We start from the raw sequence: 15,314 nt of genomic DNA on the forward strand, positions 1-15,314 counted from the left end.
AATATATTATAATAACATTTTACATAAAAATCAATTTCAAAAATGTAAAAAAAAAACCAGTATATTTTTTATTATTCAACAGTATTATTTTATATAACTATACTTCACAAAAATATATTAATTTCATATAACAAAAAAACACTGCCGTAAATTATAATCAATCATATTGCTAAAATAACAACAATACTAAATAAAATCATTTTTTATTATAGAAATTCATTTAATATCATATATACTATATAAATGCAAATTATGTAAACTCATATTCAGGAGGAACTTATTAAAAAATATAAACCGCAAACAAAAGAAGAATTAGAAAAATTAGTATATGCTGATGGAATAAAACTCTATGATGTAGATACAAGCCTTATCACAGATATGAGTGAGCTTTTTTATAAAAGCAGCAGAAAAGATTTTGAAGGCATAGAGGATTGGGACGTTTCTAATGTTGAGGATATGTCATATATGTTTGGATATATGAGTTATGATAGTTTTGAAAGCCGTTCTAAAGCTAAGTTTAACCGCAATCTTAATAATTGGAATGTATCTAAGGTTAAGCATATGAGTTTCATGTTTTATTATTGTCAGGATTTTAATCAGCCTTTAGATAAATGGGATGTTTCTAATGTTGAGGATATGTTTAGAATGTTTGATAATTGTAAAAAATTCAATCAGCCTTTAAATAGCTGGAATGTATCTAATGTAACAAATATGAGCGGTATGTTTCAGGTAGCTGAAAGTTTTAATCAGCCTTTAGACAAGTGGGACGTTTCTAAGGTTACGACTATGAGGGCTATGTTTAATTATGTTAAAGCATTTAATCAAGATATAAGTAATTGGAATGTTAGTAAAGTTGAAGATATGGGTTATATGTTTAGTATATGCGTTAATTTTAATCAGCCGCTTAATGATTGGGACGTATCTAAAGTAAAAACTATGGAAGGTATGTTTAGAAGTGCTTTTGTATTCAATCAGCCTCTAGATAAATGGAATACTTCAAAGGTTGAAAATATGAATGAGATGTTTAGCCAATGTAACAACTTTAATCAGCCTTTAAATAGCTGGAATGTATCCAATGTAAAAACTATGGAATCTATGTTTTATTCTGCTGAAAGTTTTAATCAGCCGCTTGACAAATGGGATACAAAAAAATTAAAGAAAATGTACTCAATGTTTAAATATACTTACAACTATGATTGTTATGATTCATTAGCAAATTGGGATTTAAATAAAGTATCGGATATAAGTGATTTATGTTCTAACTATGAAAAAGTATATGAAAAATTACCTTTAAGACTTAAAGTATATATGCAGGCATTTTATGGTTCTCACAATACTTATGTAGCTATGAAAGATGGTGATGATGAAGAAGATTATGATTTAGTATCAAGAGATTATATAACTATCACAAAAGAAAATGTTAAAGAAGTATATAACGCAATATCAAAAGATACAAATAAAAAAGTTGTTGCATTAAAAAAGAGATTAGAAAGTGAGTTTAGTGAAGAGCTTTCATCAGTTACAGATAATTATAATTTCAAAACTATAAAAGAAGCGGAAAAGTATGTTGAAGATAATTATAATAAAAAAGATGATAAGAAAGTAAGCTTTATAAATGATTGTAAGGTTTTAATAAAAGACAAATCAAGAGAAGTTGAAAATAAAGTTTTAAAATATATATATTTGGAATATTTGCTTCTCAAAAGAGATGTTAAAAGATTAACACAAATTGACAATATAGTTAATTTTCTTGATAAAGAATCATTCATAGAGTTTATTAAAAACATTTATGATAAAACCAATAAAGAAACAGCCGCTTTTATTTATGGAATATATGGAGGTGATGATGCTCTGTATAATATATATAAAAAAGAACAAGATACAAAACTTTCTCTTTTAATAATTAAACTAAATAGTGAAAGTAAGTATGCACTTAGGTTATTGTATAAAATATATACAAGCACAAAAAAATCTGAAGTTCGTTATGAAGCTGATAAATTGATTGACGAAGTGATGAAAAAAATGGATATTGACTATAATGAATTCCAATTAAGATTTTCTTCAAATTTATTATTTAATTCTGAAGGAGAGATGCTTTTAAATAAGGATTATAAATTAATTTTAAACAGTGATTATTCTTTAAGCTTGTTTGATATAAAAAATAATAAAGAATTAAAAAAGATTCCTCAAAACTTTGATGAAAATTTAAAAGAAGAAATAAAAAGTTTAAGAAAAGAAGTTGCTGACTTTATAAAAAATACTTCTCATCTTTTAAGTGTTCTACTAATAGAAGGTAGAACATACAGTTATGATTTTTATAAAGATGTTTTTGTTGATAATACAATGATGAATAAGTTTGCTTCAACATTAATATGGAATCTATATGACAAAGATTATAAGTTTTTAACAACTTTTAGATATTCAGGCGATGGAAGCTATTCAAACTGTGATGATGAAGAAATAAAAATTGATGATAATAGTTTTGTGGGTTTAGCAAGTCCTGTAGAAATGGACAATGAAACTATAGCTAAATGGAGAAAACAGCTTGAAGATTATGAATTATCGCAGCCATTAGAACAATTATCACTTATCAAATTAGATAAAAATAATTTGCAAAAAGAAATAGATAAACTTCAAAATGCGGAAATAAGCTATATTACTTTTAAGAATTTTGGAAGCAGATATGATATGGATGCAGATTTTTTAGGATATAAAGTTATTAAGTCATATTCATTTGAGTCAGACGATGGAGATAGTTTTTTGATAACTGCGAATGTTAATGCTGATACAAGCTATAGCGATAAAGTAAAAATTAATATTTATTTTGAAAATGGAGAAGAGACAAGTAAAAGATTTATTTATAGTTTGTTAATATTAATGATTCATGATTTTAGATTGACAGATTTATTTTAATAATTATTTTAAAATTGTTTATAAAACATAATTTTTTTTATTGTTCTTTTTCTTGCAGCTATACTCTGCGGAGTTGGTAAAAGAACTAAAAAGTGCAAATGCTTTAGCTTTATATCTTTGGTATATATAAAATAATATATATATATTTTATATATACATAAAAAGCTATACTTTATTAAATGCAGTCTTTTTGGTTCTTTTGGCCACAAAAAGAACTGGGGTGCGGGGCAAAGCCCTGCAAATATTTTAAATTAAAAAATTATTTTGACAAAATATATTTGTTTAGGTATATAGTAAGTATTATTATTTGTAGTTAATTGAGTGCTACTATTTACATATATTAAAATTTATAATGAGGATATGAGATTATGAAAAAATATAAACCGACAACAAAAGAAGAATTAAAAAGATTAGTATTCACCAACAACGGTATAAAACTTAGTTGTATTGATACAAGTCTTATCACAGATATGAGCGACCTTTTTAATAAAAGTGAAAGAAAAGATTTTGATGGCATAGAAGAGTGGGATACTTCTAATGTTGAGAATATGTCTTATATGTTTGCATATATGGACTACAATGTTTTGGGAAAATACTCAAATACAAAGTTTAATTCTAATTTAAATAATTGGAATGTATCAAAAGTGAAAAACATGATTTATATGTTTGCTTATTGTACATATTTTAATCAGCCTTTAAATAATTGGAATGTATCTAAAGTGAAAGATATGAGCGATATGTTTCATAGCTGTGAAGCATTTAATAGACCTTTGGACAAATGGGATGTTTCTAATGTTAAAGATATGTCTAATATGTTTAATGTAGCTTTGAAATTTAATCAGAATATAAATAATTGGAATGTATCTAATGTTGAAGATTTATCAAAGACGTTTCGTTATTGTAAAGCTTTTGATCAGCCTCTTAATGATTGGGACGTATCTAATGTGAAAAATATGAAATGTATATTTGAGGACTGTGAAATTTTTAATCAGCCTTTAGATAAATGGGATACTTCTAATGTTGAAAGTATGGAATTTGCATTTAGAGCATGCGGTAAATTTAATCAGCCTTTAAATAGCTGGAATATGTCTAAAGTAACAAATATAGAGCATATGTTTGCTTTTACAGAAGAATTTAATCAGCCTCTTGATAAATGGGATACAAGAAATGTCATTAGTGTAATGTTGTTGTTTGCCTATGCACGCAAGTTTGAGCATTATGAATCTTTAGCAAATTGGAATTTAGACAGTTTACAAGCTATAAGCATAATTTGTGATGATACGGATAAATTACCTAAAAGAATTCAAGTATATAGGCAGGCATTTTTTCCTAAGGACGATATTATAAGTATAACAAAATTTAATGTTAAAGAAATATATGAGCTTATTGCAAAAGATAAAAATAAAAAAGTTGTAAGGTTAAGAAAGAGACTTGAAACTGATTTTTCATCAGAGCTTTCATTTGTTACAAATGATTATAATTTCAAAACTATAGAAAAAGCAGAAAAATATGCTGAAAGAAATTACAATGCTAAAAAATATGATAAGAAACTTACATTCATAAAAAATTGTCATGTATTAATAAAAGATAAATCAAGAGAAGTTAATATCAATCTTATAAAGTATATATATTCAGAATATTTGTCTTTAAAGAAAACTATTAAAAAATTAGAAAAAATTGATAATATGGTTAATTTGCTTGATAAAGAATCATTTGTAAATTTTACTAAAGAGATTTATTTAAAAAATCAAGATGAAGATATTACTGCTTTTGTTTATGCTATGTATGGAGGAGATAAAGCGTTAAAGAAAATAGAAGAATTAATTTATACTATTGAATCAAAAAATCTCCTTACAATGATAAGCTTCAATATAGAAAGCAGATATGCTCAGAGTTTATTATATAAAATATATATAAATTCAACTAAAAGTGTAATTCGTAAAGAAGCAGCAAAAATGATTAATGAAATACTTGAAAAAATGAATATCGGCTATACTGAATTTAGATTAAGATGTACTCCTAATTTTGGATTTAACTCTAAAGGTGAAAAAATATTAAATGAAGATTATAAATTAATTGTCAATAATGATTATTCTTTAAGTTTATTTGATATAAAAAATAATAAGGAATTAAAAAAGGTTCCTCAAAGTATTGATAAAAAATTAAAAGAAGAAATAAAAGAATTAGAAAAAGAAGTAGATAAGTTTATTAATCATAGTTCGCATATTTTAAATATTATGTTAATAGACGGTGATATATTGAGTTATGACTTGTTTAAAGAAGTTTTTATTGACAATTATTTAATGAATAGATTGGCATCTTCTTTAGTGTGGAATCTATATGACAAAGATAAGAACTTTATAACAACTTTCATGTATTCAAATGATGGCAACTATTTAGACTGTAAAAATAAAAAACTAAAAATTAATACTGATAATTTTATAAGTTTAGCAAGCCCTATAGAAATGGACGATGAAACTATAGATAAATTGAAAAAACTGTTCGAAGATTCTCAATTATCACAGCCTATAAATCAATTTACAGCTATAAAATTAGATAAAGATAATCTAAAAAAAGAAATAAAGAAAATAAAAAATATAGATGCAAGTTATGGAGCTTTTAAGGCATTTGCTAAAAAATATGAAATGCATACTAATGATGCAGATAATGATACTATAACCTATACATTTACAGCAAATGACGGAGATGTTTTTACAATGTCTGCAAAAGTTGATGAAGATGTTGAATATGATGATTTGGTAAATATTGCTATTGATTTTAAAAAAGCTAAAAAAGAAATAAGCAAAAGATTTGTTTATACTTTTTTAGTATTTATAATTTTGGATTTCAGACTAACAGATTTATTTTAATAATTATTTTAAAATTTTTGATAAAACGTAAAATTTTTAATATATGATAAAATTATCCAAACAATGTTTAGGAGAATTTATGAAAAAATATAAACCAACAACAAAAACAGAATTAAAAAAATTAGTATTTACTGATGGTATAAAACTTAATTATGTTGATACAAGTCTTATTAAAGATATGAGTAATCTTTTTTATAAAAGTAAAAGAAAAGATTTTGAAGGCATAGAAGATTGGGACGTTTCTAATGTTACAAATATGGAGATGATGTTTGGATATATGGACTATCATCTTATGGGAAGATACTCGATGACAGATTTTAATCCTAATTTAAATAATTGGAATGTATCTAAAGTAAAAAGTATGAATAATATGTTTGCTTATTGTTCTAATTTTGATCAGCCTTTAGATAATTGGGACGTTTCTAATGTTGAAGATATGTCTAATATGTTTATTAGGGCAAAAAGATTTAATAAGCCTTTAAATACTTGGAATATAAATAAAGTTAAAGATTTGTCAAGTATGTTTGCATATTGTGATGCTTTTAATCAGAATATTAATGATTGGGACGTTTCTAATGTTACAAATATGGATTCTTTGTTTAGGCAATGCGAAAAATTAAATCAGCCTTTTGATAAATGGAACACTTCTAATGTTGTAAATATGGAAAAGACATTTTTCTCATGCATGAAATTTAATAAACCTTTAAATAGTTGGAATGTATCTAATGTAGAAAATATGGATATGATGTTTTATATGGCACAAAGCTTTAATCAGCCTCTTGATAAATGGGATACACAAAAATTAATAACTGCAGCAGGATTGTTTAGATTTGCTTATAAGTATGATTGTTATGAGTCTTTAGAACATTGGAATTTAGATAATCTGCAGGAAGTTGGCACTTTTTGCGATGATGAGGATAAATTACATACGAGGCTTAAAGTATATATGCAAGTTTTTTATCCTAAAGAAAATTATATAACTATAACAAATAATAATGCAAAAGAAATATATAATTTAATACTTAAAGATAAAAATAAAAAAATTGTAAGATTAAGAAAAAAAATTGAAAGTGATTTTAGAGAAGAGCTTTCAATCTCTGAAGATAATTTTAACACTATAGAGGATGCAGAAAATTATATAAAAAATAATTATAAGGAAGATAAAAGAGTTAAGTTTATAAAGAAAAGCAATGTTTTAATAAAAGATAAATCAAGAGAAGTTAATATTAAAGTATTAAAGTATATATATTCAGAGTATTTATCTTTAAGCAATATCATAAGGTTAAAAAGAATTGATGATATAGTGAACTTGCTTGATATGGAATCGTTTATAAAAAAAATTAAAAATCTTTATTTAGATAACAAAGGAGATGCTGCTTGTTTGATTTATGGTATATACGGCGGAGATGAAGCTTTAAAAGATATATACGAATTAAAATTTGATTCAAGTTTTTTGCTTTCACTAATAAAACTTAACATAGAAAGCAAATATGCTCTCAAATTATTATATGAAATATATACAACTACAAAGAAAAGTGATGTTAAAAAAGAAGCTGATAAAATAATTGATGAAGTGCTTGAAAAAATGAATATCAGCTATAGCGAGTTTAAATTAAAGTGCTTGCCGAATTTTGAATTTAATTCTAAAGGAGAAAGAGAGTTAAATGAAGATTATAAATTAATTTTAAATAATGATTATTCTTTAAGTTTATTTGATATAAAAAATAATAAAACATTAAAAAGCATACCTGAAAAAATTAATGAAGATTTGAAAGAAGAAATAAAATATTTAGAGAAAGAAATACATAAGTTTATGAGGGCAAATTCTTATCTTTTAAGCATTATATTGATAGACGGTGAAATATATACTTATGATTTGTTTAGAGAATATTTTATTGACAATGTTTTAATGAATAGATTTGCCTCAACTTTAATATGGAATCTGTATAATAAAGACAAAAAAATTATAACAACTTTCAGATATTTAGGAGATGATAAATATTTAGATTCTATAAATAAAGAAATAAAAATTGATGATGATAGTTTTATTGGATTAGCAAGTCCTGTAGAAATGAGCGATGAAACTATAAACAATTGGATAAAACATTTTAAAGATTATGAATTATCACAGCCTCTTGAACAATTAAAAGTGATAAAATTAGATAAGAAAAACTTGAAAAAAGAAATAAAAAAATTATCAACTATAGAAGGAAGTTATGGAGCTTTTAGAGATTTTGCAAAAAGATATGATATGTATACTCGCGATAAGTTTGGAGATACTATAACATATATATTTCAATCAAATGATGATGATATACTTCCAATGTCTGCAGATATTGATGAAGATACAGAATATGATGATATAATAAAAATTAAGCTTAGTTTTGAAAACAAAAATTACAAAGAAATTAAAAGCAGGTTTATTTATAGTTTCTTAATATTTATAATTTGCAGTTTTAAACTTAAAGATTTATTACAATAATATTTTATATAACAAAGCCTTAAAAGCATATAAAATATCATATACTTTTAAGGCTATTTTTTCTGAATAAAATATAATAAACTATAAAAATTATTTAGCTATAGTTCTTCCTGTAGCAGAGCTTATTTGATTTGCAGCGTCTTGTAATGAAGAAGCTATATCCTTATTATTATTTATAACATCTTCGTAAACACTTACAACTGTATTTCTCACTTCAGCAAAGTCATCAGAATTATATATAACATTAGGTATTTGCTTAGTTACATCAGCCAATGTTTTATTAAAATTGTCTCCGAAATATTCATCGCTTTTCAAGAATCTTTCATCATCATAAGCAGGGAGATAAGAAGGGAACAAACTAAATTTTTCATACATCATAATCTGATTATCCACATTCATTAAACTCTCTTTTATAAACTCTAAAGCAGCCGCCTGTTTTATAGGGTCAGTAGCAGTTATAGAAAGTCCTGCACCGCCAGATGAAGAAGCTCTAACAGCATCTTGACTAACTGTCGGTATAGGCATAATACCCCATTTACCTTTCATTTCAGGCATTTGGTCTTTTATAGTACCGCCCCACCAGCCGCCAATAATATATGAAGCAACTTCACCATTTTTATTAGCAACAATAGAACCGTCCCAGTTAACCACATTTTTAGCTACACCTTCATCAATAAGTCTTTTTATCATAGAAAGAGTTTCTATTGCTTTTGCAGAAGCAACTGTTATCTCTCCTTTATCATTTAGATAATATGATTTATTAGCTATTAATAATGATCTGAATAAATTTTCATCTTGAGTAAAAGGTAAACCTGTCATATACACATTAGGGAATTTTTCCTGAAGTTTCTTGCCTGCTGCAATATAATCTTCAAAAGTTACAATAGAGTTAGGGTCAATTCCTGCCTCTTTAAACAAATCTACTCTATAAAACATTACCACAGGACCAGAATCCCAAGGTATAGATACTAATTTACCAGTGCTATCATAGCTTGAAGCAATTTTAGAAGGGTCTACTACCCCATCAATAGTTATATACTCCTTCATATCAAAAAAATATTGCGGATAAGTTTCAGAAAAAGTTTGTATATAATCGCTTTCTATCTGAATTACATCAGGAACCCCATTTCCAGAAGACAATATTACGCCATATCTTTCGTATACATTTTGAGCTAATCCAAATTCTTGTACATTTACTTTTATTTTTGGATACTTCTCATTAAACACCTTTGCTGTTTCCATTAAAGCCTTAGCAGCAACATTCCAAGCCCATACTGTTATTTCAGTTTCTGTATTAGCATCTATTGTTGGAAGTTTAGAAGTTGTTTGGTCTGTTCCTTTATTGCCAGAACAAGCTGCCATAAAAACCACAACCAATACTAACAAAAAACTATAAAAAAAGTTTTTAGTCATAGCGATTCTCCTAATATTTTATTTAAGTATTTTTATTATAATCAACTTTTATATAAAAAGCAATTTAAAAATAAAATTACTTAATAATTATTTTACTGCCATAAAACATAAATTGTTTATGGCAGCATAAAATACAAAATAAATATACAGCAAATTATAATATATTATTATTTAGCTATTTTTCTTCCTGTAGAACTGCTTATTTGATTTGCAGCATTTTCTAATGCCTGTTTTACATCAGCATTATTATTTAATACCTCTTCATATGTGCTCATAGAAATATTTCTAATTTCTGCATAATCTTTTGTAGTATATATTACCTGAGGTATTTCTTTTGTAACATTTGCTAAAATATTATTATAATCATCGCCAAAATACTCATCAGATTTCAAAAATCTTGGGTCATCATAAGCAGGCAAATATGATGGGAATAAACCATATTTTTCATACATTATAATTTGATTATCAACATTCATTAATGTTTGTTTAAGGAATTCTATTGCAGCAGCTTGTTTAACAGGATCAGTAGCAGTAATACTTAAATCAGAACCGCCCAAAGAAGAAGCTCTAACTCCCCCTTCAGTATATGCAGGCATAGGCATAATTTTCCATTTACCTTTCATCTCAGGCATCTGGTCTTTTATAGTGCCGCCCCACCAGCCGCCTATTATATATGAAGCTATATCTCCGTTTTTATTTGCCATTATAGAACTGTCCCAATTCACTGTATTCATTGCTATACCTTCATCTATAAATCTTTTTAACATAGATATGCTTTCTACTGCTTTATCAGATGAAATAGTAATTTCTCCTTGAGCATTTAAAAAATATACTTCGTTTTGAACCAATAAACATCTCCACAAATTATCATCTCTGCTGTATGGGAAACCTGTCATTTTAACATTTGGGAATTTTTCTTGTAATTGTTTTCCTGCTTTAATAAAATCATCATAAGTAACTATAGAGTTAGGATCTATTCCTGCTTCTTTAAGCATATCTTCTCTATAAAACATTACAACAGGACCAGAATCCCAAGGTATGGAAACCAATCTTCCTTCACTGTCATAACTTGTAGAAAGTTTTGAAGGGTCTACTTTACCTTCTATATCTATATAATTTTTTAAATCCAAAAATCTTTGAGGATATGTTTCAGTATATGTCTGAACATAATCACTTTCTATTTGCATTATATCTGGTATTTCTTTTCCTGATGCTAATACAACTCCATATTTTTCATATGCCTGTACCCCTCCAAATTCTTGAACAGTTACTTTTATCTTTGGATATTTTTGCATAAATATATCTGCCATTTCTGTTAGTGCACGAGCAGCGACATTCCACCCCCAAATTTCTAATTCTGTTTCAGTATTTTCATCTATTACAGGAAGCTCTGCTGACGAAGCAGTTTCAGTTTTATTATTACATGATATTGCCATAATGGCTGTAATAATAACAAGTATAAATATTTTTTTAAGCATAATGCTCTCCTCTTTTTTATATATGTTTATTAGTATAACAAGTTTTTTATAATAATTCAAATAATTACATAGTATGTTTTAATTTTTATATGTATATTTTTTTTAATTTTATAATATTAATTCTATATTTAATTATTTTATATTTTAAATACAATGATATATATACTGAATATTGTATACTACAAATATATGTGCCTATAGAAAATCTACTAACATTTTTTATTTTAATGAGCAAAAAATATGCATAAAATATAGAATCATTATATAATGCATATAATTTTTTCATTAAGAACTTAAACTCAATATAAAATAAAAGATTAGAATAAATATTTATTATTAGCTTGAAAATGATAGCTCTTTTATCAATGCACTTGGTGTGTATATAGATGAATGATGATAGTCTGTATCATTTGCAAGCATTTCTATATTGTTTAGAAAATCTAATATATTTCCTGATACTATAAACGGATTTGCTGTATGTGATAATTTACCGTTTTCTATTTTTATTCCTTCTGCTTGAAGAGAGAAATCTCCGCTTATAGAGTTTACGCCTGCATGAGTACCTGTGAGAGAGTTTACTAATATACCGTCTTTTATTTGTGATATTAGTTCTTCTTGAGTATTATTTCCATTTTCTAAGATTAGATTGTGGCATGATATACCTATAGAAGTTTTAAATCCTCTTGATGCATGCGATGTTGTTTTTCTGTTTTCTTTTCTTGCTGTATAATTATTGTATAGATAGCTATTTAAAATGCCGTTTGTGATGATATTTAAATCTTTTGTAGCAGAGCCTTCTCCGTCAAAATTAGTGTTGGCTAGTCCATTATCAAACATTGGAATATCTTTTATGTTTATAATTTCGCTTGCTATTTTTTGGTTTAATTTACCTTGAAGTAGGGATAACTGTTTTTGTACTGCTTCAGAAGAAAATAATGATAAATAAGCTCCAAGCATTGTTCTCATAGCTTTGCTTGTAAAAACTGTTTTATATTTTCCGCTTTTAATCTCTTTAGCTTCTAACTTGCTTACAACATTATCAACTATATTTTTGCAAAAACTATAAACATCAAACTTAGTGTCTTTTGAAGAATAAACATCAAAAAAAGTTTTTACCGCATTAGAATCTTTTGCTATTACTTCAGCATAATATGATATACTGTTTTTTTTCTCTTCCTTGCATATTCCATTGCTGTTTATAATGTGTTTAGAGAAATCATATCTTGCCAAACCGCATGAAGGCACATTTACAATTCTTTTATCTAATGAATATATTTTATCTTCTATTGAAAGTGATATTTTTTTTAGTTCATCATTTGTTAAATTAGTTATGTTGCTATTAATTAAATTATATGACTTCTCTTCGCTTTCTTCTATAAGAGTGTTAAACTCTGGTTCTGATGCTGCATATTTAAGAGAGTTTTTTGCATTGTTAATTAAATTGTTTATGTTTTCATCATTAAAGTCAATTTTTTCAGTAAAGCTTACACCCACTTGTCCATTTTTTATTAACCTTAAACCAATTCCTCCTGATTCTGCAAAAGTGTATTTATCTAAATCTCTCTCTCTAACAGTAAACTCTTCTTCACCGCTATTAGACATATAAATTTCTATTTCATAATCATTATCTAATTTATTTTTTATTATATTAAATATCTCTTTTATTTTTTCGCTTTTCTCCATTTTTATCTTCCTCCAACTGTAAGCTCTTTTACTCTAATAGCAGGCTGCCCAACTGTAGTAGGCACACTCCCAGAAATACTTCCGCATATTCCGTCAGCCAATTCTAAATTTGATGATACTGCTTCTATATTCATAAGAGTTTCATCGCCTCTTCCTATAAGCGTAGCACCTCTTACAGGCTTAGTGATTTTACCATTTTCTATTAAATAACCTTCAGATACAGCAAAGTTATAATCTGTAGTAGCAGGGTCCACAGAACCGCCTCCCATCTTTTTAGCATAAAGTCCGTACTCTATACCGGAAATAAGCTCTTCAAAAGTGGAGCTGCCTTTATCAATAAATGTGTTTCTCATTCTTGAAGTAGGGGCATATTTATAACTTTCTCTTCTTGCACTTCCTGTAACTTTTTGATTCATCTTTATAGAACCAAGCTCATCAACCAAATAGCTTTTAAGTATTCCATTTTCTATTAAAACGGTTCTCTGTGCATCATTGCCTTCATCATCAATATTATAACTTCCCCAAGCATTTTTTATAGTGCCGTCATCTATAGCAGTAACAACATCGGAAGCTATTTTTTCACCTAATTTATTACAGAAAACGCTCGCATTATCAGCAACAGAAGTAGCTTCAAGAGCATGCCCGCAAGCTTCATGAAATATAACGCCTCCAAAAGCATTATCTATTACAACAGGATATTTTCCAGATTTTGGATATTTTGAATCAAGCATTTTTATTGCAGAATTAGCAGTCTCTATAGCCATATTCTCTAAATTAATATCTCTTATCACCTGAAAGCCGTCTAATGCTCCTTTTGTCCTGCTTGAAGTTTGTGTGTTAGTGCCGTCTGAAGCCATAGACATCATTACTAATCTTATATAAGTTTGAGAGTCTTCTTTTAATATGCCGTTGCTTGTACATACTAAAATATTTCTCTCTTTTTCCATATATCTTGCACTTACCTGTTTTATTTTGTCCGATACTTTTCTTGCTGTTTTATCCAAATATGCAAGCGTTTCTATTTTCTCATCAAAATTAACATCAAAAGGATTAATATGAACAGGGTGATTATCTTTTTCTGCCGACTTTATAAAATCTTTTACTATATGTTTTTTATTTTTTACAATAGAAGAAACACTTCTTGCTAAATTAATTAAACTGTCATTAGAAGTGTCATTAGAATATAAATATATTGTTTTTTTATCAACTATTACCCTAAGCCCAACACCATAATTATTGCCAAGGCTCATATCATCAACTTTTTTATCTAAATAACTTATATTATTAATCTTAGTATCTTCAAAAAATAAATCAGCATATTCGCCGCCATTTCTCAAAGCCTCTTCTAAAACACTATGCAAAAAACTGCTGTCAAATTGAAAATATTTCATTTTTAGCTCTCCTTAATTTTTGTAGTTGCTATTTTTTTAGATAAAAAGTCATCAGGTTTATTATGTTTACCCTTAGCAAATAAGTCTATAAGATATTTATTTATATAGAGTTTTTCTTTTTTTATTTTTAATTCAAAAAACAATCCTTCATGTTTTAGTCTTAATAATAACCTTGCCGCCTTATCTCTTTTCCATTTAAATAATTCCATTAAATCTACTATCTTTATATATGGCGTCATAAAGATTATAAAAAATGACTTTGTTTTTAATATGCTTTTAAATTTTTTGTCTTTATCTAATCTGTTTTTTAATATATTTAAATTATGATATACAAAATTAATAGTTTCCATACCATATAAACAAATATCTCTCAGAAATTTTAAATATATTATAACAGATTCATGATTAAAATGTTCTACCATGTTGATTTGAAAAAAAGCATCTGGATATAATATTGGATTGTCTAATAGTTTTATTCTCTTAGAGTATAAATTAAATATTATTTTAAATATATTTACACAATTTTTATAATCTTTTAAATACTCATACGATATTCTCTGAAATACAAGCAGCTTTAATATAGGGTCTAAATCTAAATTATCTAAATATTCAATATCTTTATTATAGTCTTCTGTTATATATATTTCCTCTCCTTCTATAGAACTTACTATCTCTGATAAAACTTTATTATCATAATCTCTATTTATATATTTGTTTATAAGATAAAAATCTGCATGTTTAGAGTTATATTCTTTTATCATATTGTTTGATAAAGCTTCTACATTTTTATAACTGTAATTTTTATCTACTATAGAGGATAGTATGCTAAGTAAATATTCAGAATTTTTTAAAGATACACAGCATATTCTAAAATGTAAAAACACATTCCAAGTTTTAGCAAGTTCTTTTAAAATGTTTATATTATCAAAAATTTCTATATTAAAGTTTCTATTCATAGCAATATATTTTAACATAAAAAAATATTAAATCAATTTTTATTAATAATTTTATGTGTTTAGGAGCCATACATATTGCACGTTTTTTAGTTTAAAAAAAGCAGGTATTCCTTATAATTTAATTAACT

The 15,314-nt window shown here is 26.3% G+C and carries 8 protein-coding genes; 3 read left to right on the forward strand and 5 right to left on the reverse strand.

Annotated features, from left to right (window positions below):
- Positions 1–279: 279 nt before the first annotated feature.
- From Q0H31_RS03500 to Q0H31_RS03510, 3 genes are all read left to right on the forward strand, one after another.
- Positions 280–2,913 (forward strand): BspA family leucine-rich repeat surface protein, encoded by a 2,634-nt coding sequence (locus Q0H31_RS03500; protein WP_295295809.1) that lies wholly within the window; start codon positions 280–282, stop codon positions 2,911–2,913.
- Positions 2,914–3,281: 368 nt separating this feature from the next.
- The gene (locus Q0H31_RS03505) at positions 3,282–5,783 is read left to right on the forward strand and encodes a BspA family leucine-rich repeat surface protein (protein ID WP_295295800.1); all 2,502 of its coding nucleotides are present in this window, start codon (positions 3,282–3,284) and stop codon (positions 5,781–5,783) included.
- Between the two features lie 79 nt (positions 5,784–5,862).
- Positions 5,863–8,265 (forward strand): BspA family leucine-rich repeat surface protein, encoded by a 2,403-nt coding sequence (locus Q0H31_RS03510; RefSeq protein WP_295295801.1) that lies wholly within the window; start codon positions 5,863–5,865, stop codon positions 8,263–8,265.
- A 90-nt stretch (positions 8,266–8,355) separates the two neighbouring features.
- Here Q0H31_RS03510 and Q0H31_RS03515 read toward each other — a convergent pair whose 3' ends face one another.
- From Q0H31_RS03515 to Q0H31_RS03535, 5 genes are all read right to left on the reverse strand, one after another.
- Entirely contained in the window at positions 8,356–9,678 is a 1,323-nt protein-coding gene (locus Q0H31_RS03515; protein ID WP_295295802.1) for an extracellular solute-binding protein, read from the reverse strand.
- A gap of 167 nt (positions 9,679–9,845) precedes the next feature.
- Entirely contained in the window at positions 9,846–11,156 is a 1,311-nt protein-coding gene (locus Q0H31_RS03520) for an ABC transporter substrate-binding protein (protein ID WP_295295803.1), read from the reverse strand.
- 336 nt (positions 11,157–11,492) lie between these two features.
- The gene (locus Q0H31_RS03525; RefSeq protein ID WP_295295804.1) at positions 11,493–12,839 is read right to left on the reverse strand and encodes a metallopeptidase TldD-related protein; all 1,347 of its coding nucleotides are present in this window, start codon (positions 12,837–12,839) and stop codon (positions 11,493–11,495) included.
- Between the two features lie 2 nt (positions 12,840–12,841).
- Positions 12,842–14,230, reverse strand: coding sequence for a TldD/PmbA family protein (locus Q0H31_RS03530; protein ID WP_295295805.1), 1,389 nt, complete (start codon positions 14,228–14,230; stop codon positions 12,842–12,844).
- A gap of 2 nt (positions 14,231–14,232) precedes the next feature.
- Positions 14,233–15,204 carry a hypothetical protein gene (locus Q0H31_RS03535; protein ID WP_295295806.1) on the reverse strand — a complete coding sequence of 324 codons (972 nt, stop codon included), beginning with the start codon at positions 15,202–15,204 and terminating at the stop codon, positions 14,233–14,235.
- Between the last annotated feature and the right edge of the window lie 110 nt (positions 15,205–15,314).

This window comes from uncultured Brachyspira sp. (assembly GCF_934747485.1).
Classification (GTDB): Bacteria; Spirochaetota; Brachyspiria; order Brachyspirales; family Brachyspiraceae; genus Brachyspira.

Coding starts and splice junctions, on each gene's coding strand:
- Q0H31_RS03505 (WP_295295800.1), top strand. CDS start 3,282: ATGAAAAAATATAAACCGACAACAAAAGAAGAATTAAAAAGATTAGTA.
- Q0H31_RS03510 (WP_295295801.1), top strand. CDS start 5,863: ATGAAAAAATATAAACCAACAACAAAAACAGAATTAAAAAAATTAGTA.
- Q0H31_RS03515 (WP_295295802.1), bottom strand. CDS start 9,678: ATGACTAAAAACTTTTTTTATAGTTTTTTGTTAGTATTGGTTGTGGTT.
- Q0H31_RS03520 (WP_295295803.1), bottom strand. CDS start 11,156: ATGCTTAAAAAAATATTTATACTTGTTATTATTACAGCCATTATGGCA.
- Q0H31_RS03525 (WP_295295804.1), bottom strand. CDS start 12,839: ATGGAGAAAAGCGAAAAAATAAAAGAGATATTTAATATAATAAAAAAT.
- Q0H31_RS03530 (WP_295295805.1), bottom strand. CDS start 14,230: ATGAAATATTTTCAATTTGACAGCAGTTTTTTGCATAGTGTTTTAGAA.
- Q0H31_RS03535 (WP_295295806.1), bottom strand. CDS start 15,204: ATGTTAAAATATATTGCTATGAATAGAAACTTTAATATAGAAATTTTT.